Genomic DNA, 24,493 nt, shown 5'->3' on the forward strand with positions numbered 1-24,493 from the left:
GCCTTCGGGATTCGAACCCGAGACCTACGCATTACGAGGGCTTGCAAGATCGTGACGGATCATGTCGTGTAATCACGCTCGGTCCGGTTCTGCCTGGTCAAGGGCTTGTCGACCTTGCGGGCGTGACGCCATGTCCAACGGGTGCGTCCCCGTCCGCTCACGCATCGCTCACGCAGTCCGACTCTTCGCGTAACGTCAGGAGTCGAGCTTGAGCTGCTTCTGCATCTCCTTGATGCGGCGCCGTGTCGCCTCGGCTTTGCGCTCTTCACGCCGGAGCTTCTCCTGGGCAGCTGATAACTCGCTGGCCAGGCGCTCTTGGTCCAGTGCTACGCGACCGGCCTGGATGGCCTCGCTGGTGTAGGCCGGGCCCACGCGGACGCTTTGCACAACCCCGCGGCGTTCACCGCACTCGGGGCAGTCGACGACTCGTGCAGAGACGTAGCCGTGGTCACGGTGCTGAATGTGCTCGGCCACGTGGTCGCACGTAAGGGTCAGGTCCCAGGCGTCGAGGTTCTTCTTACGCTCCTCTTCCGAAGGCAGAGCGGCAAAGAATCCGGCGAGTTTCCTGACCATCTGGGGCCCGAGCGGTGGCGGCGGGCAGCACCGTGAACAGTGAGAGACACGAGACTCGCTGATGCTCCACCGAGAGCTCCTGCAGTTCGGATGCTCCTCCTTGAAGCGCGCTTCCGCAGCCTCGTACTCCCGCCGCTCTTCCTCGGACAGCTTCATGAGCGGATACCAGCTACCCAACCTGTCGTACATGGGCTTGCCACAGCCCCGACAGGGTTCCCTGGCTTCGAACTCCTCCCAGGTCAGACACGTTCCTTCCCGGGCCCACGTCTCTCGTCGCTCGATTTCCTGCCGGTCTTCCTCCTCAGCCGCGAGGGCCTTTTGCCGGGCTCGTGCGGCGGCACGCTGTTGGCGCTGTTCCTCGGTCAGTTTGGCCATGGCTGCCCTCCGCACATGAACGACTCCGTCATACGAGACCGCCCCATCCTGCGACAGTCACTACCAGCCGAACCCAGCTTGTGCTTTTCGGTGGCGAATCGAGCCAGATCAGAACGATTGCGCTCACTGCCGACTGCTTCCGACCGCGCGTTCGGCCGTGCATTGGAGGGTGCCAGTGGTGCTCTGGCGGCTGTACGCGCGCACCTGGGCAACAACAACCCGGTCTGACGGCCCGCGCGAGGCCCGCGATAGGGCCCCCGACCTGCTGCTGTCCTGAAAGGGGTATGCAGTGCGCCGGCGACGGCCAGCTCATCGACGTCTCCCGCATCGCCTCGGCGCATGGGCCCACTTCGCCGAAGCCGTCCTGGTCGCCGGCGGGCGACTGGAGATCGTCATGCCGTCACAGGACTACCGACGGCACTCTGCGAAGCCCGACCTCGCAACCCTCATCGAGGCCGCCGAGGAAGTCCTCGTCCGCCTCCACGAAGTGAAAGACCCGCAAGCTACGAGGCAGACAACACGGGCACAGCGAACTCGTCGCCCAACCTCCACTGGTAAGAGCAGCAGCACCGCTGACACGGTCCTCGAAGCACAAACGGCTGGCATCTCCGTGGATGTCATATGGCCGGACGGCGGCACTCGCCCGGGTTGAGCACCCTAATTATGCTGCTTGTCCAGCAGGCTAGGATCGAAAGCATCTCTCGCTTCACGCTGGGCCATGCGTGAAAGCAAGGCAGACCGATAGGGCTCTCTCAGGCGGGTCACCCGCCTAATTCCGTAGTGGATCGTGTTCTCGCGAACTGATATTAGCGATGACAGATCCGGCCAGGCTCCTGTTCCTGTTAGGGCTCGGGTCAACGCCTCGGCTCCACCCTCAGGAATACTATGTGGCTGCATTCCCGAGTACTGCTGCACAGCCTTGCGAACCACTTTCTGAAGAATGGTGAAGCGCTTTTGCCAGTTGGGGAGCACGTGGTGCGAAACATGTTGACCCACCCCCATACGGGCGCATCCATCAGAATTGAACGCACACATATCGAGCGCTACCAGGGGGACAATCCGCTGCTGGCTGAGCCTTACCTCAACCCCCGCTCCGGTATCTTTATCGAAGAAGGGAAGATCGAACGCTGTCGCCGAACTTCCGCCCGGCTGCGAAATAACGCGATCAGTCGGAGGCTTTAGCGGTGCTACACGCACGTAGGCCAAATCGTTCGATCGCTGCCCTTTCGCGCGAATCGCCAGATCACACGGCTGCGCCAGGAGAATTAGATACTGGGTTGGATCAGACCTAGCAGGCGTTGGCGCCTGACCCGCCTCAGTTGCGGAATCCACCGAGTCGGCCTTCTCGAATTCACCCGGCGTCGTTTCGAACTGCTCAAGCGCAAAGATGTCGCCAGCTTCAATGGGGAAGAACAGCTCATTCAGATGCTCAGGAGAGTCGTAGTACTCCAGGCGCTCGATCTGTGCGAGCTCTTGCCGGACGCGATCGCGATCTGGAATCTCAGGCAGCTTGACCCTGCTTAGCGACGTGATCAATGTGCTGGACTCATGAACTTGGAGGTTAGCTCGGAGTTTGGCGCGGACACTGTCCTGAGTAAAGGCGCTCGTGACTCGAAGCAGGGTCTCAGGCCCCCAAGCACCATCCCTGATTCGATCACCGGTAAGCGCGGCCTCAAGAGTGTAAGGGTCGATCCCACGCGCATGCTCATGAGCTTGGGTCCACACCTCTTGGACCGCCTCATGGACGTGATGTTGCATTTGCTCAAGTGCAGGAGCAAGGAGAGTCAGCTTGAGCATGCGCGGGAACTCCTTCGGCGCCTGTGAAAGTCGCGCTTTCCCGATCACAAGAAACCGTGACGAGCTCGCCTGGAACTTGTCACTAAGATTTCGCCAGGTCGTCACCTCAGCATCGGAATTAGAGACCGTGTGGGTGAGCAGGCCGATTCTCCAGTTACTGGGGGCCTGGGCCAGAAGCCTTTCTACTTCACCCTCACCTGCATCTGTAGCTGCACCCTCACGGCTGAAATCCCGGTCGAAAAGCACCAGTGTGCTCTTCCCGTCTGCCAGGAGGTCTGATCGACGCTCTCGCCACTGCTGCAGAGTGAGAGTCAGATACTCACTGGGTCTCGCCAGAAGTTCGCGCAATGTAGAGGCTGCGTCAGGATCCTGCTCAGGACCCTCGTCAGGCAGAGGGGACCCCAATTGCGCATCGACCACATCTATGATCTTCAGCTGCAGGGCTTCCCCTATTGCGTCCCAGTTATCCTCAAGCAGAGAGACGGCAAGGGTGGTGGGTAAATCTACCTCTGCAAGTGGAGAGAGTACCTCAGACACACCCGCAATCTTTGCCTTGTCCTCTGCAGTGAGAAGGTCAGCCTTTAGGGCCGCTGTAATCTCATCCACAGATCGAGACTCGACGGCGTAACAATCGTCGACGCATATGACTCGAACAATACCTGAGTGTTTCAATAGCTCTTGAGAGGCATTCCTGGCTGAGGCCACGTCAACTACGACGCGTGAAAGCTGTGCCGGAACGACTGCAGGGCCAGTGCTGGTGGCCGGCACATCTCCCTCCGCGCCTGTCGCCTCATGCTTTAACACGTATCCCCCCCAGGTCGAGCTCGAACTTGTATAGGTTTCCGCTGACGTTTCGCTCGGGCACCAACGTGACAGAGGCACCCTCAGAGCCGAGAAGCTGCGTTACTACGTAGAGACCGATTCCGCGGCCTTCAGTTCTCTTTTTTGTTGACACGAACGGCTCGAAAAGACTCGCTTCAACAGCTCGATCGATGCCACGGCCGTTGTCGTACACCACCACGTACGGCGCTAGCACGTGAATCGTGATGCAGGGTTCATCAACGGCACCCGCACGGTGCGCTTGCAACAACCAGTATTCGCTGTTCAGCAATAGATTATCGAGGATCTGAGTGAACTTGCCGCGGTTGATCTCCACAACGAAGTCACGCGGAGACTCGACGACCACTCTGATCGGTCCGTCATTCCAGCGCTGTTTGTGATATTCGGCGATCTCCTCGCAGAAGACCCCGACCGCAAATTGCTCACGCCGCTCACGCATATAACGTAGCGAGGGGTTGAGGTGCGCGAGCTGGCGGTTGAGTCCGCTAACGGCGGACTCCACATGGTGCAAGTATGAGGCAACACGTCGGTCCGCGATCTGCTGTTGGGCTACATAGCGGCGCAACTGGGCTGTACGTGTTTTCAGTCCGTCCGCTATGTGCGCGATCTCGTGCGACAGGGCCTCTGCCGTCAGTCCCAGAGAAACTGTCTCCCAAGTCAATGCCAGCTGTTCCCTAAGCTGGTCATCCTGAGCCCGCAGAATGTCAGTGATGACACTCTCTGACCCCAGAGACTCGACGAGGCTCTCGACCGAAGCAACAGTCTCGCTAGTCCGTCGGTCCGCTTCCTGGAGATCGGCCAGGTCACCTATGACGATTGGGCTGGTTGCGGCAGAGAAAATAGTCGCCTGGTCGCCGTCAATCTCCTCACGAACACGCTGATGCCTCTTGGCGATGGCAGCGTTCTCTTCGCGGAGGGTGGACAGCTGTTGGCGCGCGGTCCGAATCGTGCGGGTGCGGCGTTCATCGATTTGCTGGAGTAGAACCTCAGTGGTTGCCCCCACATCGATATCTGCTTCGGCAGCTCTATGTTCCGCGCGATACTCGTTGTAGGCCCGTCTGATGGTGGATTGGAATTGGCTCGTAAACCGCACCCACCACTGCAACAGCTCGTAGAAGTTTCGATAGTGCGGCGTGGCAGCGAAGCCTTCACGATCGGTCGTCTCAACAAGCTGTGCATTGCCACTGGCTGAGATGTCGATATAACCAAGAGTGTTCTCAGGGCGTAGCCCATAGAACGACTTTCCACTCGTCTGGCCCTTGCGTAGACCGATCCAGTCTTCGGTCATCCTGATGCCGAAGCCATCCCTGTAGACCCGGACTCCAGCGAGGCTCTTCAGGAAGTTACGAAACTCACTTCGCGAGTCGAAGGATCCTGATCGGTCTTGTCCCAGGGTGACATAGTCGACCTCACCTCTGAAAGGTCCGGGGTCAGCTGGCTCAGGCACGCCGTCGCCAGTATCGTCCGAGGTTGAGTACACCATCTCCACATTAGGCACCTCGGCCAGCACAACCTCACGGTGCGCAGAGAGGAATGCTGGCGCATCTGCCTGGTGGCAGGAGAACTGCGCTAGTTGTGCCGCCTTGTGGATCTGGAGCCAGTCGAGGAAGGCTGCCCCTCCATCTTCGTGAAGCAGTGTCCTGTAGGCAGCTCGATCCTCCTCTTTGCCAGTCTCGCTGGGCTCGAAGTATGCAAGCATCACGGAGGCGTCAATAAGTAGCCGCCCGTCTTGGTACTCCAAGTTGTAACGGAGCTCTGCAGCGTTTCGCACCTGCGTCGCTAGCGAATATAGGTCAACCGACTGAACGTCAATCTCGAATGCGATCTGCATTCCCCGGCTGCTACCGTAGGGAGAGAGCAGGACGGTGAGCTCTTTTTGGAGTTGAGAGGAACCACCCCCGGGTGCCAATGTGCTACGCCATTGCTCGGGTTCCTGCAGCTCGGTAATAACGAGTTCCGTACCATGGTTACGGGCGGTCGATCGCGTAACAAGTTGGAGGGGTACAGCCTTTAGGCTGCTCTGTTCCTCAAAGAGCCGCCAATCGATAGTGAGCTCGTGCTCCACCGCCTCGCCTTTAGGTCGAGTGATGATGGTGAGCACGTCCCCGAGTCGTTGTGCACCCAGCCTTCCGAGACCCTTATCCCCCAACGGCGTGCGTTGCTTTTGGGTCTGCAGACCCCGCGCTTTCATCTCGCGCTTCATAGAGTTGCTGATGGTCAGCCAGCCGCGTTCGATGTCCGATCTGGTCATTCCGACCCCGTTATCGGAAACCTTAATACTGGCAGCGTCATTACCCTTAGCATGCGCCAACTCAGATGAAGTTGTGATTTCGATATTTGCCCACGTCGCATCAGCGTCGTAGCAGTTCTTAATCAGCTCGGCCAACGCCTGCAGAGCATCGGTGATGAGATCAGCACCAAGCTTGAACACAACAGATGGATGGACGTCGAGGTGCACCGTTTCGGCGCTTGAATCGCCAGTGTTAGGCGTCATCTCAAGTCTCCATGCAAGCGGTTTCGTCTCGCTCCTGCCGGCGGGCTGGCCCGCGCATCACGAGAACGCTTTCGGTATTCATGGTCTCCACGCTGGCGTTACGCAGTGCCATTCGCTTGGAATGAGCTGGGATCTTGCGTTCCAGGGTTTCGATATGACGAGCTCCTCGGTCGCAAAGCAGGTCACGAACGATGGAGACAGTGGGCACGGTGATACCGCTGATCCGACGCTCACCCAATGTCCAGAACATCCAGGCGTGATCGCGAAGCCGTGCCACGATGCTGTCGAGTGACTCATCCAGATCTGCAGTGAATGCCGTCAGACGAACTCTCGCATTACGGTCGCGAGCCTGCATTTTTTCGAAACAGGACTGGAATGCTGGCGACCTAGCACATAGCTCCTCTGCCTCAGGAAGACGGTCCTTAAGTTTACCCCCGAGGCTGGCGGAGTCGATGGAACGCGTGGCCAATAGAAGTTCAGGGGTTAGACCTGGAACGTCATCAGGTGACATCCATTGCAGCGGCAGGTAACTATGCTGACCATAGGTGACGGTCGTAATGTTATCCCCATAGGGCGGAGATGTCATTAGTACATCTGATACCGGGTCTCCGCTGTGAGGCATGGTTCGAGCGTCACCGGGTTTGCAGCTTATGGTGAGCTTAGGGCTGCGACTGAGACCCTCATGTAGAATTGCGGCCTGATCTCGAAGTTGGTCAATATGCTCTGCGAGTATGCGCAGAAATGTGCCATGAGCGTCCAGAACCCGCTTGGCAATGTCTGCGGGACTGTATGCATGCAATTTGACCGTCGAAGTACGACTGTTGCTGACCAACCTGATCGTCTCAGCAAGCGCGACCCAAAGAACTTGTCGTTCGACTCGTTCCGGTTCTTCACAGATGGCCCGCCGTAACCGCGAGAGGGCGATCGCTACGTCCCGGCGGAACCATTTGTCTCTGTTGATGAAATCGACGGCGATAATCTCGGATGTGTCTGCGGCCGCTTTGGAAGCAACGCGAGCGCGCACCTCTTCCAGTCTCTGGATGTCATGGGGCCGAGATTTAACCTCAGATAGCAGGACTGCAAGAGGATTAATATCCGCACCGAAGAACGAAAGGCCTCTGCGCGCTGACTCCAGTAGAACGGTTCCGGATCCCATGAATGGGTCAAGGACACTGGAGACCGTGGCATCGACTTCCAAGACATCATCGAGGAGAGCCCCCTGCAACTGCGGGACCATCATCGCGGGATAGGCGAAGGTCCCGTGCCCGTTCTCTCGGCTTGCTCGACCGACGAAGGACCAAAACTCCGGGGTGCTGGCGGCCCGCTGGCGCAAGCGCGCGGCCAAGCGTTCGTCTCCGCCGGAGGATGTGAGGCTGCCAGCAGCGGATGCCGCGTCAAGCTCACATCTCATTCTGGGGATCTGGCCGGAAACTACGGTGTCTTCTAAGCCATGCGATGGACGTCGCACCGGACCCTCCATCATCCCGTGAGCTCACTGCTGTTCGCAGGCGCGCAGCCTTGCCGATACAGCGCGGGCTCCTTCCCCAGCGGCAAACTCGTTAGATTGAACCAGATCGTGCAGTCAGAAACCATACGGCAACGCGGAGTTACCCACCTGACTCTCCGTTCGAGGCTCGCGTCCAGCGAACGAAAGCTGGCCAGTCGGCTTCCCGCACTCGGTGCTCCAACGTCGGCCGACCATGCCTACAGGGAAGCGACTCCGACATCGTCATGAAGACGCTGGCCAGCGCAGGCGCACAGGCAGTCCGTAGGGCATCAGCGCCATCCATCAAGGGAGACCTGGGCACCGTCCTCGAGATAGCACTTCAAGGCGCTGGCGGTGGTGCCCACGAAGGCATGAGGGATTGCACCGGCATCCACCCAGCAGACCTGGGCATGCTTGCGTGGCTCGCGGTTTTCGGGTTCGCCGGTCCATTCGTTGGCGGCGAAGACGACGGTGAGGAAGCCGTTGGGGGCTTCGACGCCCCAGGAGCCGTGAATGACGTGCGCGACCCTGAGTGCCTCGGGCTTCACGGTGAGGCCGGTCTCCTCGTACAGCTCGCGTACTGCAGTATCGGTGATGGGCTCGCCGGGTTCGCTCTTGCCGACGGGGAGGTCCCACATGCCTTGGGCGAACTTGGCGTTCTGGCTGCGCTGAAGAAGGACGACCCGGTTGGTGGCCTTGTCGTGGACGATGACGGCGGCGACCAGCAAGGTCATGGATTCGAGAGCGGGTTTGAGGGCCTTGGGCTGGTCGTCGGTTGTCCGCTGAGCCACGGCTGGTGTCCCTTCGTCGGCCGGTTGGTGGCAGCTTAGGCCAGCGCTTCGCGTGCGCGGCGGGCGAGTTCGGCGGCTCCAGGCACTTTGCGGCGCTGGTAGATGGAGAGGGTCGAGCGGAGCGAGGTGATCGCTTTGCGTGTGCGGTCGGAGGTCATGCCCTCCATCAGGCTCAGGGCCTGGGACCAGGCGGCTACGGCCTCGTCGGCGCGGGCCTGCGAGGCCAGGCTGTCGCCGAGGTCGGCGTAGGTGAGGGCGTGGACACGCTTGTACTTCTCGGGGTCCCAGCGGATCAGGGCATCACGGTGCTGTTGCTCGGTGCCGACGTGGTCCGCGAGGTCGGTCAGGGTGCGAGCCGTGTGGCTCGCGACGGTGCCGGCCGCTGGGCCGCTGACGCGGGAGTAGCTGGGCTGAGGACCGTCTTCGCGCAATAGGGCGTCCTCGGCGGCGAGCAGGGCGCGAGCCGCTGCGGGCTTCTCCCCGACGGCGGCGTATGCGCGGGCGTGGGTGATGTGGAGCAGAGCTTCGGTCTGGCCATCGACGTGGCTGAGGCCGCGGGTGAGTGCGCCTTCGACGAGGTCGACGCAGTGGTGTGGCTGCTTGAGGCTGAGGGCCTGGTGGGCGAGGGCCCGCATCATCCAGGCAGCGTGGCCGTGCGGGTCGGCTTCCCAGGCGAGCTGATAGCCGACCTGGTAGTAGCGCTGGGCAGCGCCTTCCTGGCCGAGGTCGTGGTGCTTCCAGCCTGCCAGGTAGGCGAGTTCTGCGACCGCGCCGAAGGCAGCCCGCCGTAAGGCATCGTTCGGGAAGCGGCCCCGAAGCATGGGGGCGGCGGTGTCTGCCAGGTAAGCCGTGACCGTGGTCAGGCCGTGACCGCCGCCGAGGCGTTCGTCGGCGGCGCTGAAGGCGGCGGTGATGTGGCGTACGACGTCCACGTCCTCTGTCCCGACCACGGAGGTGCCGGTGCGGGCGCGGAGCATGCGGGCGGTGGCTTCGTGGTCGTGAGCGAGGGGCATGGCGACGCCGGCGGTGGTGAAGGCAGCCACAGCGAGGAAGCGGCGCCGCTCGACGTCGGCGCGGCCCAGGTCGGTAGCGGCCACGACGGGATCCTGCTCGTCCGACCCCTCTGCGTTTGGCGTGCGTAGGCCGATCTCGGTCTGGGTGATGGTGCGGCCTGATCGGCGGGACAACGCTTCGGCGAGGTACTGCCCCGTTCGGCCGGTGGGCTGGCGGGCGCCGTTGACCCAGTGGGAGACGGCCGACTTGTTGGTCTGGAGGATCTCGCCGTTCTCGGCCGCGATGCGCCGGACGTCCCTTGCCAGGGCGTCGTACGTGCAGCCGGTCGCGTCGATGGTGTCGCGCAGGCGGGAGTTGGGTTCTCTCTGCGCTGCCACGCTCGCCTCCCGTCCGGGCCTGTAAACCGCGTATACCGCTTCAACTGGCTCTCACCGTACCCACTGTGCGTGACGGAGGGTTCACTAATCATCAGCCGTCCGGCCCCGGTCCGACACCGCGACCAGGCTCCCCCTTCGGCCGGGCGGCCCCCGAAGTTCCGTACGCCTACACCGGGTTCGGGCATTCCTGTGCCCGAACCCGGCCGATCAGAGACGGAGACACGGTGACCACCATCGACACCGCGGCCATCACGGTCGTACTGCCCGAGGCGTTCGACGAGCGCTGGAGCCGCCTGCCCGGCATCCAGGTCGAAGGCCGACGCATCACCATCGACCCGGCCGAGTACTTCTTCCGCTTCGAGTCCAACACGTGGCTCATCGCCGACTGGGAGCTGGTCAAGTCCCAGCTTCTGGGGGTGGAGGAGACGACCGAGAGCGCGGTCGAGCAGCTCGCGCTGGAGTTCATCAAGAACCACGCCGAGTCCACTTCGGACGCCGCCCGCGTCCTCGCCACCGCCTACGAGGCGTACGCGTACATCTTCCGCGACGAGCACCTCGCCGGCCTCGGGCTGCCGCAGATCACCGCCGAGCACCTGCGGATGCTGCGTGAGGCGGCCACGCTGATGGCGCTCAACAAGGTGGAGCTGGACGGGCACATCTCCAACGTCGGCCCGTGCTGGTTCTTCCCCGCCGCCACCTCCGTCGTCTTCGACCTGGACGACGAGATGGGCGGCATGCTCGACGAGGTCTACCACGGCGGCTGGTTCAACGAGCACCGCCGTATCGAGTCCATCAAGGCCCACGCCGCCCTCGGCGGACGGCTCGTGCATGGCTGCCAGTCCGTGCCGGACCAGTCCGGCGGTGTCGTAGCGCCCTACGGTGCCTCGATGGCCACCTTCCGCGACGACCTCGCCGCCTTCAAGGCCGGCTGGATCGAGCAGGTCTACGCCCACCGCGTGACCCCGGCCGCTTAGCACCACAACCTGGCTCCGGGGCGGGCAGGCGCTCTTCGCCCGCCCCGGACGCCACCAACCGCACTGGAGCCCCCTATGGACACCACCCTCAACGCCGACCTCCTCGACAACCTCCTGACCATCGTCGGCCGGTCCGCTGCGGAGCGCGAGGAGGTGCGCGTGTGGACCATGTCCGGCGTCGAGCGCCTGACTTTCACCGACGGCACGACCGCCATCTTCAAGTACGCCAAGAAGCCGTTCGACAGCGAGGACCAGGCACTCCGGCTCGCACGCACCCTCGGCGTCCCGGTGCCTGCCGTTCACGCCTCCGCAGTCGTGGATGGCTGGCTCGGGATGCTGCTGGAGGATCTCGGCCCCGCCGCCCGCGAGGCCGACGACCTCGACGGCGCTGCCGCTGCCGTGGTCCTGCACCGAACCCGCACGGCTGTCGCCCTGCCCGTCCTCGACCAGGAGCGGCTGCGCACCCTGCCGAGCCGGGCCTTGGAACACCTCGGTCGACTCCGCAAGGCCGAGCGGTGGCAGGACGCGGACGACGTGGAGGATGTGCTCGACCGGATCGCACAGGCCGCCGGAGAGCGCTCGGCCGATGCGACGGTGGCTCCGTTCGGCTGGGTGCACTCCGAGTTCCACCCCACCAGCCTCCACATCGGCCGACACGGCTGGCGGCTGCTGGACTTCGCCCGCGCCTTCACCGGCCCCGGCCTGCTCGACCTCGCCAGCTGGCACGGCACCCTCGACACTCCCGACCCCGTGCGTCTGCGGGTCTTCCTGGACACCTACGTCACCGAAGGCGGCACCCCTGACGCTCTCGCAGAACGCGGCGGGCTGCCTGCCGAGAACTGGGCGCTGGGCTGGCACCGTATGTGGGCCGTCGAGTGGTTCATGGAGCAGTCCATCCGCTGGATCAACGACCCGGCCACCGACCTCGCCTACATCAAGGCCGTACGCCGCCACCTCACCGATGTCCTCCACCTCCTGGAGGTCTAGGTGCTCGCCCACGCTTCCCCCTGGTACGTCCACGCCCTCCAACGCACCACGGCCAGCCCAGCCGAGCCGCTCACCGTGCCCGCACGGATGGAGTGGACCACACGTCCGGGCAGCGGGCCCGGCGCCGAGATCCTCGGCCCGGACCTGCGCCGCAAGCGCGTGGCGGAACTCGGCTGCGGCCCGGGCCACAACGCCGCCCACCTCGCCACGCGCTACGGCGCGCAGGTCACCGGCGTCGACCTTGTCGGCCTCCAGGTCCGCCGAGCCCGCTCGCACTACGGCCGACTGACCAACCTGACCTTCGTCGCCGGCCACGCCCTGCACTACCTGCAAGCCTCCGACGAACACTTCGACGCCTTCTACTCCGTCTTCGGAGCCATCGGACTCGTCGCCCCCGAGCTCCTGCTCCCGGCCATCGCCTACCATCTCAAACCCGGGTGCACCCTCGCTTTCTCCGTCCCTCACCCTCAACGCGGCGGCCTGCGCGCCGCTGCCGACGACCGGCCCCGCCGCGACTACGTCACCCTGCCCGACCGCACCCGACTCCCCATCGCCCGCTGGGACTTCGACGCCGCCCGCTGGGAGAAACACCTCGACCGCGCCGGCCTCTGGCTCACCTCGGCCCAGGAGTTCCACGACGCCCGCCACGGCCGCTGGCCCACCACCCTGCTGATCACCGCGCGCAAGCTCTGACCCCCACCCCTGCTCCCCTGGGAGAAACCCATGCGCCCGCCCTACCTGCTCCTCGACGTCGACGGCGTCCTCATCCCCTTCCCGGACACGGTGGGGGCTGGCCCGGCCACCCACGCCCGCCACGACGTCGTGCCCACTGGTCGTACCGCCGACGACCCGGTCGCCATCTGGCTCAACCCTGCGCACGGCCACTTGCTCATGCAGGTGATCCGGACCGGTCTGGTCACCCCCGTCTGGTGCACCAGCTGGCGTCAGGACGCCAGCACGATCATCGGCCCGCTCCTCAGCCTCCCGCCCATGCCGGATGTTGACCTGCCACGTCCGCAGATCACGACCAGCCACCCCAACGGCTATCTCTGGAAACGCGACCACGTCGACGTCTGGCTCGGCGACGCGCCCGTCATCTGGATCGACGACGACTTCACCAACCTCGACCACGAATGGGCCGCAGAACGCACCGGCCGCGGGCAGGCCACCGCGCTTGTCCAGCCTGATCCCCACGTTGGGCTGCTGGCCGAGCACCTGGTCGAGGTCCTGGCGTGGGCCGCGCTGCTGCCGGTCGCGCAGGCTGATGTCCCAGGAGTTCCACTTGAAGCCGAAGCCGCGTAGTGGAGACAAGCCGCAAGACGCGCTGATGCCCTCGCCACCGCGAACGGCGAGGGCATCAGCCTGGCTTGGCAGTACCAGCTGGGCGCATCGGGCGCTTGGCGTCTACCGCCGCTGTCGGTGCTGCTGTTCAGTAGGTGTCGTCGCCGCTGCGGGCTGAGGGTTATGAATCTGCGGGGTGGGGACCGCGCCTGCAATGGTCGAGCGTCGGCGAGCTGCCTCGGCACGGCGGTTGGGTGCCGGGTTTCGGCCGGTGTGCTGGATGCGGGTGATCAGCACGCGGGCGGGTTGGCGGGCGGTGGTCAGCTCACGCTGAGCAGCGGCTTCCCTGAGGAGTTGGTGGGGTTGATGGCCGCGGGCCTCGGCGTCGGCGAGGACGGTGGCGAGCGCCGGCCATGCCGGGTCGGTGAGGATTCGCTCGGCGTGGTCGGGCACGGCTGCTCGCACGTCGCTGGCCAGAACGCGACGGGCCTGTTCCCTGGGTGGTCGGGCTGTGAGTTCGGCGAGCGCCGGGGCGAGGGCACGGTCGGCGGCCGTCTGCAGGTGCTGGACGGCTTGGCGGGCGGCGTCGGCCTGGTGGGCGTGGTTCTTCGCTTCGTGCCAACGCCCGGCGACGATGGCTGCCCAGACGAGGGCTGCGACCAGGGCGGCCAGTGCGCTGCCGTCGGGACCGGTAGCGGTGTGGACGATGTCGCGCGCCGCGCTGCGCAGCGCGTGGGCGGCGCGGTCTTCCGCCCGGATCTGGGAACGCTGAGCACGGGCGAACGCCTTCGAGGCGGCCTGGAGTTCGGCGCGCAGGGCGGCGGGTGCCTTCTGGGCGGTGGCTTCGAGCAGTTCGCCGAGGGCGGTGATGTGGGCCTGGGCGTGGGTGTCGTCAGCCAGGTCGGTGTGGAGGGTGTCGAGGGCGTCGGTGGCTCGGTGCCAGAGGGTGCTGGGGTGGTTGCGGCGGGCGGTGGGGTGTTCTTCGGGCCGGCTGGATTCGAGGCGGGCCTTGATTTTGGGCAGGGAGAGGTCGGGGGCGATCTTGCTTCCGGGGTGGTAGATCTGCTCGCCGGCCTCGTTGACGTCGCCGGGGCGGCCGGCGGCGTAGCCGAGGAGGTCGCCTGACGGGCCGCGCCGGACCTGGACCTCGACGCCGTCGGCTTCGAGGTAGGCGATAAATTCCTCGGCGTTGGTCACGTGGGGAATGGCGGCACGGATGCGGTCCTGGAGCCACTCGGGGCTGGGCTGTTCCCAACCGAGGCGTTCGGCCTTGTGCATCTCGGCCTGTGTGGGGCGGCGGGTGCCGGTGCTGTCACCCTTCTTCAGGCGACGCAGCCCGTAGTCCTTCTCAATCTCGCGGCAGGCGTCGCCGACGCGGAGGCCGCTGTCGTGGAGCTTGGGGCGGCGGCCGTCTTCGCGGACGGTGGTGGCGAGGACGTGGATGTGGTCATCGGCGTGGCGTACGGCGATCCAGCGGCAGGCCAGGTCGTCGCCTGGCGGAGCGATGCCTGCGGCCTCGACGATGCGCTGGGCTATCTCGCCCCATTCGGCGTCGGAGAGGTAGCGGTCTTCGGGCGCGGCGCGCACGGGGCAGTGCCACGCGTGGTCGGTGACCTTGCATCCGAACTCGCTGTTACGCAGCCGTACGGGCTCGTCGAGGTAGCGGGCGAGTTCGGTGAGGGTGGCGTTCTCGTCGCGACCCGGGTCGGGCATGCTGAGCATCGCGAAGCCCGCGACGATGTGCGGGTCGAGGTGCTCGTCCTGGCGGCCGGGGCCGTAGAGGTAGGCGAGCAGGCCACGGGTGTTGGACCCGGCCGGTTTGATGGCGGCGATCACGCGGACACCTCCTCTGCTTCCGGCTCGGCCGGCTCGGCGGGCTGGCGCAGGGCCTCGGCGATCAGCTCCAGGAGCTGTTGGAGCTCGGTCAGGTGCTGGCGGATGTCGGTTGGCGTGTAGTCGCTGTTGAGGGCGCGGGCGATCTGGTTGACGTTGACGCCGATGCGGTTGAGCTGGCGCAGCACCTGTGTGCGGAAGTGGTGGGTGCGGCGGCGGTCCTCGGACAGCGGCAGGTTCGCGGTGAAGCGGCCGGTGGTGAAGGCGAGGACGACGTCGGCGGCGAAGCCGGAGTCGCCCTTGTAACCGTGCTCGGCGGCGACATCCCGGAGGCGGGCACGCTCCTCGTCGAGGAACCGTAGAGGGCCGACGCGTGCATCGCGTTTTTCGCCGGTGAAGCGGCGGATCGTGGGCTGCGCGCTCTTCACGGTGGGCTCGCTGGCGGCGGGAACGTCTTCACGTACGGGGCGGAGGATCTCGCGCTGGACGGCGTGGAGCGTGTCCGGGTCGGGGCCGCCCTCGGCCCCGCCCTCCTGGCCTGGCGCCCCCTGGCGCTGGGCCTCCTCCGCCACCCCCGGGGCGGAGATCCCCGAAGACCGGCCTTCAGTCGGACTCGGGGTACTACTGGCTCCGCCAGGGGCAGCCCGTCCGAACGCCTGCCGCAAACGCCCCATCAGCGTAGGGGACTTCGTCAGCGGCAGCGGCTCGTCGGGAGTGTGGTCGGAGCGGTGCGGGTCGTGCGTCACGGGCGGTTCTCCGAAAGGGGCGGGAATGACTGGCGGAGTGCTGGTGGCCGACGCGTCATCCACAGGTGTGGATGAGCGGGCGGCGAGTGTGGCGTACTGGGCGGGCCGGGGTGACCGGAAGGGGTTCCGGTCACCCCGTAGGGATTCCGGTCAGCTGCTGTCCAGGCCGGTCCCAGCAGCGGCTTCGATTTCGAGCCGGAGGATCTTCATCACCTCGGTCTGCCGCTCACTTCCGATCGTCAAGTCCCTGTCCTTGATGGCCTTCCGGAGCAGGTCCCGGCTGAGCGTGCCGTGCTCAGCAAGGGCGGTCCGGCCGATCTCCACGAGCTCCTCGACCGAGGCTTTCGGCGGACGGCCGCCGCGCGGCCTGCTCTCCGCAACCCCGGGAGGGGGTTGTGGCAGCTGGACGGATACGGCAGCCGAAACCTCAGTGGGCTGGACGGGCTCGGCGGGCTTCGCGGACGCGGTGACTCGTAGTTCCGCAGCCTGGACGGAAGCTGTGTCCGGATGGACTGCGGGTTGGCCCACGAGTTGGTGGATCTGCCGCATCAGGACACCGAAGGCCAGCAGCGCGGCGGTCGGGGGAACCGCGGCGACCACGTAGTCGAGCCGTGGCACGGTGCCAGCACTGCCTGTGCCGTTGACCCCGGCTATGTTGAGCGCGATGGAACCGACCGATCCGGTGGCGGTGAGGACGATAGCCCACCAGTCGGTCACCTGGCGCAGGCCCGCGCGGAGCATGAGCAGTTCGCCCGCGACGATGAAGGCGTCCAGGGTGGCGGGCCAGGCCCACTGGCGGATCGGGGAGCTACGGAGCCCGTGCTGTCCGGCGACCTCGGCGAGGTGGGCGTACGAGAGCCAGAACCCGCCGGCGGTGAGGGCCACGATGACAACGCCTGCTGCGATGAGCGCGTATCGCTCGGCATCCTCCTTGGTCATCATCGGTTGTCCTTCGTCGGGCCGGTGGTCCTGGTGGGTGGGTGTGGAGAGGTGGGTCAAGCGGGGTTCTCCTGGGGTTGGGCGGGGTGATCCGTCTTTGCCGTCTTGGCCGTTGCAAGCGCAGGTCAGGGCCGGTACGGCAGGGCCTCGATCTGCCGTACCGGAGGCGTTGACGGTGTCTTCCGCCGTGTGGCGACTCGGCGTGCCCTTGCCGGTCGGGACGGCGCAGTTGCGTCGTGCCGTCCCGCCCGTCAGGGTCTTGACCTGCGTTGATACGGCGGGGACGCGCGGGACGGCACAAGACGGATCCGGGCAGCGTCCTGGCGGTGGCAGCGCGGTCATCATGATCGCGTTTCCGTCTTGGCCCCGGTTTCCGTCCCGGCCGCATGCCGTGTGACCTGCGAGATCACGGCAGGGACGGCAGGGACGGGTACCGGGGGATGCGGGGCTCAGCCCGAGGCGGGGGCGGTGGGCTCGGCGTTCACTGAGTGAACGGTGGGGCAGTAGCGCCGCCATGCGTCGAGGAACTTGTGGCGCATGTAGCCCTTGCGCTGAGTTCCGTCGGCGAGGCGGACGTTGCCGGGCTTGATGTCGTACCGGCGCAGCATCGCCGCCAGTTCGCGGGAGCTCAGCCCGTGGCGCCCCCATTCCGCCCACGGGCTCTCGGCGTTCTGCCGCAGGTGGTGCAGCAGCTCGTCCGTGGAGAGGCTGTCGGCCTCGCGCTGGGAGACGAAGACCCTGCGGATGTCGGCGAGGATCCGGGCCTCGCCGGGCTGGTCCTCCTCTGCCTCGATCTCCGCAGCCACCATCCGGGCACACGCCTCGCGGGCACGGCGAGGCCAGGGCCCGGCAGCAAGGTCGGCGACGATGATCAAGGGCTCCCAGGTGTCGGCAGCCCGGTCCTCCACCGGCATCGCCGGTTCCAGATCCGCCGCCTCGTCCAGCAGCGGCCTGGCCCAGGCGGCGATACGGTCCCGCAGATCGTGAAGGGCCGGGATGTCGCGGCGGGAGCGGAAGGGCTTGACGCTCTCGCCCTCCGCCCGGCGGCGCATGCGGATGACGATCGACCGGTCCATGATCGTGTCGGGCAGGTCACCGATTCCGGCGAGGGCCGCCATGGCGAAGGTGGCGAACCGGTGCGGGGTGTGGTCGTTGCCGACCACGCGGGTGACGTAGCGGTTGCGCTGGTGGCCGGCGTTGAGCAGGCCGCGCATCTCCTCGTTCTTCTCCGCCTGCTTCGGGGTGCCGAAGATGGTGTCCGCCTCGTCCACCAGGAGCGTGGGCGGCTCGTCGGTGATGGAGCGGAAGATTGCCGCGGGCGTGGTGTTGATGGTGAGCATCGGCTCGTGGACCGTCTCGGTGAGCACGTCCAGGAGCCGTGACTTGCCGCACCGCTTCGCCGGTCCGACCACCGCCAGGCGCGGGGCGTGCTGCCACGCGGGTTGCAGGTGCGTCGCCGCCACCCACAGCGTGACCGCGTCCAGCGCCTGTTGGGAGGGCAGGATCACGAACTGGGCTATCTGGGCACGCAGTTCGTTCAGCAGCTCGGAGCCGTACGTCGGCTCTGGATCCGGCACCGCTTCCTCAGCGGGCTGATCCACCGGAACCGTGTCCGGCGCCCGCTCATCGGCTGCCGGGGCGGCTTCGGCTGCATGGCCGGCCTGGCCGGGCACCGCGACCATCGGCCATACCGCCTTGCCGGGTGCGGAATGCGGCTCGGGTGTCGTAGGTTGCACAGGGCAGCTCCTTATCCGGTGACGTCGGGCATGCAGGCCCGACTCACGCAGGTCGTTCGTTGGAATGCGGGCAGTGGAGTGTGCGGAGCCTCCGGCGTTGGCGCGCCGGGGGCTTTCTCGCTTCCCTGGCCGGGGCGAGGGAACACGGACAGTACGTCCACGCCCCGACACAGTCCAGCGTTTCTGTGTCAGCTCAGCGCAGAAGCGTCTGCTATGGGCTCGGGTGGTCATGCAGCCAGGCCGAGCAGGTTCAACAGGTCGGCGGTCACGACGCGGTACGCCTTGCCCAGGCGCAGGACCTTGCAGGGGTACTGACCGCGCTTGGCCAGTTCGTAGCCCTTGCTCCGCCCCAGCCCGAGCGCCCGGTTGCCGGTGTCCAGGTCAACGGCGGCGGGCAGGGCCAGCAGCTCCGCTCGCGTCATGCCCTTGGGCTGCTCGGCGGTCTCGTTGTCGTGCATGCGGTGCTCCGTTCATGAGTGAGCCCTCGGCGAACGCTGCATCACGTCCGACTCCAGGCGATCACTAACCATCATCGGGAAGCTAATGTGTCTCCATGACACAACGCCGTTTTGATCCTAGAGATGACGAGGACGACGTCCCGGAGTGGGTGGATCAGGTGATGGCCACGGTGGCCGCCGAGGTCCGCAGACGAAGGAAGGAGCTGCGCATGAGCGCCCAGGACCTGGCCGACCGCTGCGAGGAGATCGGCCATCCGATCCCGCGCAACGTGATCGCCAACATGGAATCCGGCCGCCGCGCCCACCTGCCACTGGTCGACGTCATCGTCCTCGCCGAAGCCCTGCGGACCTACCCGATCTGCCTGCTCTACCCCGTCGGCTACGTCGACCGAATCCAGCGCCTTCCCCTGCAGCACTCCGAACCGACCTGGGAGGCCATGCGCTGGTTCACCGGCGACAGCGAGGACTTCGGCATGGAAGACGACATGCTCCGCTCCTTCCGCGCCCACGTCAGCCACCAGCGCGCCGCCCTGGCCGCCCTGAAGAGCGAGAAACACGAACGCTGGAAGGCCGAAACGGCACCCAACCAGGCCGAACGCGAGGAAGCCGTACTCGCCCAAGCCGACTACGCCGAAAGGTTGTTGGAAGCCAAGTACCGGCTCCGCAGCGCCCGCGCCTTCATCCGCGAAGACGGCGGCACGCCACCGCACCTGCCACCCGAACTCACCGACGTCGACCCACCCGACGGCGACACCACAGAGGAGAACGATCTTTGAAGGGTTCCACCCACCGCCGCTGCTACTGCCGCGACGCCCACACCGGCAAGCCGCTCGGTAAGCAGTGCCCCAAGCTCTCCAGCCGCAAGCACGGCTCGTACTCCATACGCCAGGAACTGCCGCCCCGCGAAGACGGCACCCGCCGCTCCTTCAGCCGCGCCGGCTACGACTCCCTGAAGGCGGCCCAGGCCGACCTCGACCACATACGCGCCCTGCTCGGCCTCGCCGACACCGACGACCCCGAGGGCATGGCACTGATCGCCGCCATGCTGGAGGAGGTCGGCGACGAGAAGTCGCCACTGCCCGATGTCGAGGAGACCAGGCGGCGCCTGAAGTCCGGTCAGGACCTGATCGGCCGCCTGACCGTCAGCGAGTGGCTCGACCGATGGCTCGACGGCAAACGCATCCGCAAGTCGGGACTCACCCGCTACGAGACCGATATCCGGTTCCATTTGAAGCCTCGGATCGGCCACCACCGTCTCGACCGCCTGCGCGTGAGCCACCTCAGCGACATGTTCACGGCCATAGCCGACGGTAATGCCGAGATCCTGGAGCAGAATGCCCAGCGCCGGGCCGCGGTGGAGGAGTTGGCCACCGTGCCGTGGAAGGGCGCGGGCAACCGCGCCCGCCGCAAGGTGATGAAGACGGCGATCGATGCCATGCCGCCGTTCCGGCGTGTGACCGGTCCGGCGACCCGGCTACGTATCAAGGCCACGCTGCGGTCTGCGTTGAACGACGCGATCGGCCAACAGATCCTCACCTTCAACCCGGCGGCGCACGTCGAGCTCGATCCTGTGCGCAAGCCGAAGGCTCTGGTGTGGACGGACGCTCGGGTCGCCAGGTGGGAGCAGACGGGTGAGAAGCCCTCCCCCGTGATGGTCTGGACGCCCGAACAGACTGGCGCGTTCCTCGACTTCCTCGCGGAGGACCGGCTGTACGCGATGTGGCACCTGATCGCCTTCCGCGGCCTGCGGCGGGGCGAGGCATGCGCGCAGCCCTGGTCGGAGACCAACCTCGATGACCACTCCCTGACCGTCTCCGCCCAGCTCGTCCAGGACGGGTGGGAGGTCGAGACCTCCGAGCCCAAGACGGACAGCGGCTTCCGCGTGGTCGCACTCGACGACGACACCGTCAACGTCCTGAAGCGGCACCGCGAACAGCAGGACGCGGACCGCGAGGAGTGGGGATCAGCCTGGGTCGAGACCGGCATGGTCTTCACCCAGGAAGACGGCTCCTGGCTCCATCCCGGGAAGCTGACCGACCTCTTCGAGCGCCTCGTCGCCGCCTCCGGCCTCCCGCCGATCCGGCTGCACGACCTCCGGCACGGTGCAGCCACGCTCATGCTCGCCGCCGGCATCGACGTGAAGATCGTGTCGGACACACTCGGGCACAGCGACACCCGGATCACGCGGGACATTTACCAGAGCGTCCTGCCGCAGGTCGGCAAGAACGCGGCCGAGGCCACCGCCAGGCTGGTCCCGCTTCAACGGAAGACCGCGGCGGAGGAGGCCCGTAAAGCCGCCAAGAAGGCCAAGGACAAGGCGAAAGCCGAGGCCAGGGCCAAGAAGAAGGGCAAGCGGAAGAAGCCCAAGAAGTAGGGCACCGGACCGCTCCGCTCACGCATCGCTCACGCAAGCCATCTCGCGGCACCCCGGCCGTGTGACGCGTCATGCCCCGAGCAACACAAAAGGCCAGGTCACGGGCTATGTGACCTGGCCTTTGCCGGAGCCGCCTTCGGGATTCGAACCCGAGACCTACGCATTACGAGTGCGTTGCTCTGGCCATCTGAGCTAAGGCGGCGCGTCGCCCGCACTATGGTGCGATCAGCGACGTCGGTAAGTCTACACAGTTTCCGACGGTGCTCAGGACACGCCCCGGCAGCGGGGCTCCCGGGGCGCGGGCAGGGCCTATGAGCAGCGCTTTCCCTTCGCCGGAGGGGTGCCCTTGAGGAGGTAGGTGTCGATCGCCGAGTCGATGCAGGCGCTGCCCCGGCCGTATGCGGTGTGGCCGTCGCCGACGTAGGTCAGGAGCCGGGCCGAGGTGAGCTGGCGGGCCAGGGACTGGGCCCAGGGGTACGGCGTCGCCGGGTCCCGGGTGGTGCCGACCACGACGATCGGGGCGGCGCCCTTCGCCTCGATGCGGTGCGGCTCCCCCGTGGCCCGCACCGGCCAGTACGTGCAGTTCAGCGAGGCCCAGGCCAGGTTGGCCCCGAACACCGGCGATGCCTTCTCGAACTCGGGCAGCGCCTTCTCGGCCTGCTCGGGGCCGGTGAAGGCGGGCGGCAGGTCCAGGCAGTTCACCGCGGCGTTGGCGAACATCAGGTTCGAGTAACGGCCGTCGGGATCACGCTCGTAGTAGCTGTCGGAGAGGGCGAGCAGGCCGGCGCCGTCGTTCTCCTTCATCGCCGTGTGCAACGCGTCACGCAGCTGTTCCCACTCCGCCTGGTCGTACATCGCCGCGATCACACCGGTCGTGCCGAGGGACTCGGTGAGCCGGCGGCCGTCCGCGTCGCCGGTCGGGATCGGGTGCGCGTCGAGCTTCCGGAAGAACGTGCTCAGGTTGTCCGCGATCTGCGTCGGTGTGCTGCCCTTCGCGCCCAGCGGGCAGTCGGTGCGCTTCGCGCAGTCCTTCGCGAAGGACTGGAACGCCGTCTCGAACCCCGCCGTCTGCTCCAGGTTCAGCCGGCGCGCGGACAGGGAGGGGTCCATCGCGCCGTCCAGGACCATCCGCCCGACCCGCTCCGGGAACAGCCCCGCGTAGGTCGCGCCGAGGAACGTGCCGTACGACGCCCCCACGTAGTTCAGCTTCGGGTCGCCGAGCACCGCCCGCAGGACGTCCATGTCGCGCGCCGAGTCGGCGGTGGAGACATGGCGCAGCAGCTCCGCCGAGTGCGTCCCGCACGCCTCCGCGAACTTCTTGTACTCCCCGACCAGTTCGGCCGTCTCCTGCCGGTCGTCGGGCGTCACGTCGGTCTCGGTGTACGTGTCCATCTGCGGTCCGTCGAGGCAGTCGACGGGCTCGCTGCGGGCGACTCCACGCGGGTCCATCGCGACCATGTCGTAGCGCGCCCGCACCTCGGAGGGGTAGCCGATACCCGCGTACTGCTGGAGGTAGTCCACCGCCGAGCCGCCCGGTCCGCCCGGGTTGACCAGCAGCGAACCGAGCGGCTTCGCCTTGCCGGTCGCCTTCTTCCGGGCGACCGCCAGCCGTACGTCACCCGCGCCGGGCTTGGCGTAGTCGAGCGGGGCCTTCATCGTCGCGCACTGGAAGCCGGGGACACCGCAGCTGCGCCAGCTGAGCTTCTGGTCGTAGTACGGCGCCAGCGCGGACGGGGTCGAGCGGGGCCGCGCGGCCAGCTGGGCGATGCCGGCCGAGGCCGAAGTCGACGCGCTTTCCGGAGAGGAGCACGCGGAGAGCAGCAAGGCGGCGGCCGACAGCAGAGCCGCCGTGGTCAGGGCGCTGATGCGAGTCCGGGTCCGGGTACGCGTCCGGGAAGATGTATGGATCCGGGTACGGCGGAGGGTTCGCCTGGTGTGCATCAATCGAGCGTAACGCTGAGAGATGATCTACGTGCGGTGCGTGTTGACTGTGGCTCGTACGGGTGACCCCGGTCAACGACGTGAACGCCGGCCCTCGGTACGACGCTCAGCCCGCTCTGAGTGCCATCGTCATCGCCTCCACCGCCAGCAGCGGCGCCACATTGCGGTCGAGGGCGTCCCGGCAGGCGGCGATCGCCTCGATCCGGCGGAGGGTGGACTCGGGCGAGCCGGCGCGGGCCAGCCGCTCCAGGGCATCCTCGGCGTCCCCGTGGGCGATCGCGACCCTGGAGCCCAGCTGGAGGGCGAGGACGTCGCGGTAGAAGCCGGTGAGGTCGGTGAGGGCGACGTCGAGGCTGTCCCGCTGGGTCCTGGTACGACGGCGCTTCTGCATGTCCTCCAGGTCCTTCATCACACCCGCCGTGCCGCGCGGCAGCCGTCCGCCCTCGGCGGCGCCGAGCGCCGCCTTCAGCTCCTCGGTCTCCTTGCCGTCCACCTCCTCGGCGAGCTGCTTGGCGTCCTCGGCAGCCGCGTCCACCAGCTCCTGGGCGGCCTTCAGGCACGCGCCGATCTCGTCCAGCCGCAGCGGCAGCTTCAGCACGGCGGCACGGCGCGCACGGGCGGCCGGGTCGGTGGCCAGCCGGCGGGCCCGGTCGACATGCCCCTGGGTGGCGCGGGCGGCCGCCTCGGCCACCTGGGGCTCGATGCCCTCGCGCCGTACGAGCATGTCGGCGACCGCCGCCACCGAGGGGGTACTGAGGTTCAGGTGACGGCAGCGGGAGCGGATCGTGGGCAGCACGTCCTCGATCGAGGGCGCGCAGAGCAGCCAGACCGTGCGGGGGGCCGGCTCCTCGACGGCCTTGAGGACGGCGTTGGCCGACTTCTCGTTCAACCGCTCGGCGTCCTCGACGAGGATGATCTGCCAGCGGCCGGTCGCCGGAGACGTGTAGGACTTGCGGACCGTGTCGCGCATGTCCTTGACCAGGATCTCGGAGCCGACGGCGGCGACCGCGGCGACGTCCGCGTGGGTGCCGATCAGCGCGGTGTGGCAGCCGTCGCAGAAGCCGCAGCCGGGGGCTCCGCCGAGGGCGCGGTCGGGGCTCACGCACTGCAGGGCGGCGGCGAAGGCCCGCGCCGTCTGGTTCCGCCCGGCACCGGGCGGCCCCGTGAACAGCCAGGCGTGCGTCATCTTCGACGTCTCCGGCAACGGCTGGTCGGCCGCGACGGCGGTGACCAGGGCGTCGGCGTCCCGGGCGGCGGCGATGAGCACCTCGCTCACCCGCTCCTGCCCGACGAGGTCGTCCCACACGGTCATGGGTCACGCCGCCCTTTCGTCCGTCACGCGTCCTGGTCTCTGAACCCTGATCCCGAGTCCACCGGTTCCGTGGCCCGGACTCCATTGTGCGGGCGCCCACTGACAACGGGTTCCGCGTCGGCGGGAGGTCCCGCACCGACGGCAACGGGGGCGGCACCGGCCGGC

The 24,493-nt window shown here is 66.5% G+C and carries 19 protein-coding genes and 1 tRNA gene; 6 read left to right on the forward strand and 14 right to left on the reverse strand.

Annotation, left to right across the window (positions count from 1 at the left end; all coding sequences use genetic code 11):
* Positions 1-195: 195 nt before the first annotated feature.
* From ACGFZQ_RS42950 to ACGFZQ_RS42975, 6 genes are all read right to left on the reverse strand, one after another.
* Entirely contained in the window at positions 196-948 is a 753-nt protein-coding gene (locus tag ACGFZQ_RS42950) for a hypothetical protein (protein ID WP_393845004.1), read from the reverse strand.
* Positions 949-1,605: 657 nt separating this feature from the next.
* Positions 1,606-3,351 carry a hypothetical protein gene (locus ACGFZQ_RS42955; RefSeq protein WP_393845005.1) on the reverse strand — a complete coding sequence of 582 codons (1,746 nt, stop codon included), beginning with the start codon at positions 3,349-3,351 and terminating at the stop codon, positions 1,606-1,608.
* Positions 3,352-3,535: 184 nt separating this feature from the next.
* Positions 3,536-6,079: an ATP-binding protein gene (locus ACGFZQ_RS42960; protein ID WP_393845006.1), complete on the reverse strand. Its 2,544-nt coding sequence runs from the start codon at positions 6,077-6,079 to the stop codon at positions 3,536-3,538.
* 1 nt (position 6,080) lies between these two features.
* Entirely contained in the window at positions 6,081-7,424 is a 1,344-nt protein-coding gene (locus tag ACGFZQ_RS42965; RefSeq protein WP_393845007.1) for a hypothetical protein, read from the reverse strand.
* Between the two features lie 431 nt (positions 7,425-7,855).
* Positions 7,856-8,356: an NUDIX domain-containing protein gene (locus ACGFZQ_RS42970; protein WP_393845008.1), complete on the reverse strand. Its 501-nt coding sequence runs from the start codon at positions 8,354-8,356 to the stop codon at positions 7,856-7,858.
* Between the two features lie 35 nt (positions 8,357-8,391).
* Positions 8,392-9,747: a tetratricopeptide repeat protein gene (locus ACGFZQ_RS42975; RefSeq protein WP_393845009.1), complete on the reverse strand. Its 1,356-nt coding sequence runs from the start codon at positions 9,745-9,747 to the stop codon at positions 8,392-8,394.
* 224 nt (positions 9,748-9,971) lie between these two features.
* Between ACGFZQ_RS42975 and ACGFZQ_RS42980 the strand changes: the two genes are divergently transcribed.
* From ACGFZQ_RS42980 to ACGFZQ_RS42995, 4 genes are all read left to right on the forward strand, one after another.
* A complete protein-coding gene (locus ACGFZQ_RS42980; protein WP_393845010.1) occupies positions 9,972-10,721 on the forward strand; it encodes a hypothetical protein in 750 nt (249 codons plus the stop codon).
* 75 nt (positions 10,722-10,796) lie between these two features.
* On the forward strand, positions 10,797-11,708 hold the full coding sequence (locus ACGFZQ_RS42985; protein ID WP_393845011.1) for an aminoglycoside phosphotransferase family protein: 912 nt from the start codon (positions 10,797-10,799) through the stop codon (positions 11,706-11,708).
* Positions 11,709-12,401 (forward strand): class I SAM-dependent methyltransferase, encoded by a 693-nt coding sequence (locus ACGFZQ_RS42990; protein WP_393845012.1) that lies wholly within the window; start codon positions 11,709-11,711, stop codon positions 12,399-12,401.
* A 30-nt stretch (positions 12,402-12,431) separates the two neighbouring features.
* Positions 12,432-13,010, forward strand: a complete 579-nt coding sequence (locus tag ACGFZQ_RS42995) for an HAD domain-containing protein (protein ID WP_393845013.1) — start codon at positions 12,432-12,434, stop codon at positions 13,008-13,010.
* Positions 13,011-13,112: 102 nt separating this feature from the next.
* Here ACGFZQ_RS42995 and ACGFZQ_RS43000 read toward each other — a convergent pair whose 3' ends face one another.
* The 5 genes from ACGFZQ_RS43000 to ACGFZQ_RS43020 all read right to left on the reverse strand — a co-directional run bounded on the left by ACGFZQ_RS43000 (position 13,113) and on the right by ACGFZQ_RS43020 (position 18,701).
* The gene (locus ACGFZQ_RS43000; protein WP_393845014.1) at positions 13,113-14,825 is read right to left on the reverse strand and encodes a relaxase/mobilization nuclease domain-containing protein; all 1,713 of its coding nucleotides are present in this window, start codon (positions 14,823-14,825) and stop codon (positions 13,113-13,115) included.
* Positions 14,822-15,394 (reverse strand): plasmid mobilization relaxosome protein MobC, encoded by a 573-nt coding sequence (gene mobC, locus ACGFZQ_RS43005; RefSeq protein WP_393845015.1) that lies wholly within the window; start codon positions 15,392-15,394, stop codon positions 14,822-14,824. Before mobC ends, ACGFZQ_RS43000 begins: the two co-directional genes overlap by 4 nt.
* 324 nt (positions 15,395-15,718) lie before the next feature.
* Complete coding sequence (locus ACGFZQ_RS43010) at positions 15,719-16,567, reverse strand: DUF2637 domain-containing protein (protein ID WP_393845016.1); 849 nt, start codon at positions 16,565-16,567, stop codon at positions 15,719-15,721.
* 389 nt (positions 16,568-16,956) lie between these two features.
* Complete coding sequence (locus ACGFZQ_RS43015; RefSeq protein WP_393845017.1) at positions 16,957-18,243, reverse strand: DUF3631 domain-containing protein; 1,287 nt, start codon at positions 18,241-18,243, stop codon at positions 16,957-16,959.
* 227 nt (positions 18,244-18,470) lie between these two features.
* Complete coding sequence (locus tag ACGFZQ_RS43020) at positions 18,471-18,701, reverse strand: hypothetical protein (RefSeq protein WP_393845018.1); 231 nt, start codon at positions 18,699-18,701, stop codon at positions 18,471-18,473.
* A 95-nt stretch (positions 18,702-18,796) separates the two neighbouring features.
* On the opposite strand from ACGFZQ_RS43020, the gene ACGFZQ_RS43025 reads away from it, so the two are divergent.
* Both ACGFZQ_RS43025 and ACGFZQ_RS43030 read left to right on the forward strand, forming a co-directional pair.
* Positions 18,797-19,477 (forward strand): helix-turn-helix domain-containing protein, encoded by a 681-nt coding sequence (locus tag ACGFZQ_RS43025; protein ID WP_393845019.1) that lies wholly within the window; start codon positions 18,797-18,799, stop codon positions 19,475-19,477.
* Positions 19,474-21,075 carry a tyrosine-type recombinase/integrase gene (locus ACGFZQ_RS43030; RefSeq protein WP_393845020.1) on the forward strand — a complete coding sequence of 534 codons (1,602 nt, stop codon included), beginning with the start codon at positions 19,474-19,476 and terminating at the stop codon, positions 21,073-21,075. The genes ACGFZQ_RS43025 and ACGFZQ_RS43030 overlap by 4 nt, the downstream gene beginning before the upstream one ends.
* 128 nt (positions 21,076-21,203) lie before the next feature.
* On the opposite strand, the gene ACGFZQ_RS43035 is transcribed toward ACGFZQ_RS43030, so the two are convergent.
* The 3 genes from ACGFZQ_RS43035 to ACGFZQ_RS43045 form a co-directional block, all read right to left on the reverse strand.
* Positions 21,204-21,277, reverse strand: a tRNA-Thr gene (locus ACGFZQ_RS43035).
* Between the two features lie 107 nt (positions 21,278-21,384).
* A complete protein-coding gene (locus ACGFZQ_RS43040) occupies positions 21,385-23,016 on the reverse strand; it encodes an alpha/beta hydrolase (protein WP_393845021.1) in 1,632 nt (543 codons plus the stop codon).
* Positions 23,017-23,122: 106 nt separating this feature from the next.
* The gene (locus ACGFZQ_RS43045) at positions 23,123-24,328 is read right to left on the reverse strand and encodes a DNA polymerase III subunit delta' (protein WP_393845022.1); all 1,206 of its coding nucleotides are present in this window, start codon (positions 24,326-24,328) and stop codon (positions 23,123-23,125) included.
* Positions 24,329-24,493: the final 165 nt, after the last annotated feature.

Source organism: Streptomyces sp. NPDC048254 (genome assembly GCF_043201895.1).
GTDB lineage: Bacteria > Actinomycetota > Actinomycetes > Streptomycetales > Streptomycetaceae > Streptomyces.

Coding starts and splice junctions, on each gene's coding strand:
- ACGFZQ_RS42950 (WP_393845004.1), bottom strand. CDS start 948: ATGGCCAAACTGACCGAGGAACAGCGCCAACAGCGTGCCGCCGCACGA.
- ACGFZQ_RS42960 (WP_393845006.1), bottom strand. CDS start 6,079: ATGACGCCTAACACTGGCGATTCAAGCGCCGAAACGGTGCACCTCGAC.
- ACGFZQ_RS42985 (WP_393845011.1), top strand. CDS start 10,797: ATGGACACCACCCTCAACGCCGACCTCCTCGACAACCTCCTGACCATC.
- ACGFZQ_RS42995 (WP_393845013.1), top strand. CDS start 12,432: ATGCGCCCGCCCTACCTGCTCCTCGACGTCGACGGCGTCCTCATCCCC.
- ACGFZQ_RS43020 (WP_393845018.1), bottom strand. CDS start 18,701: ATGCACGACAACGAGACCGCCGAGCAGCCCAAGGGCATGACGCGAGCG.
- ACGFZQ_RS43025 (WP_393845019.1), top strand. CDS start 18,797: ATGACACAACGCCGTTTTGATCCTAGAGATGACGAGGACGACGTCCCG.
- ACGFZQ_RS43040 (WP_393845021.1), bottom strand. CDS start 23,016: ATGCACACCAGGCGAACCCTCCGCCGTACCCGGATCCATACATCTTCC.
- ACGFZQ_RS43045 (WP_393845022.1), bottom strand. CDS start 24,328: ATGACCGTGTGGGACGACCTCGTCGGGCAGGAGCGGGTGAGCGAGGTG.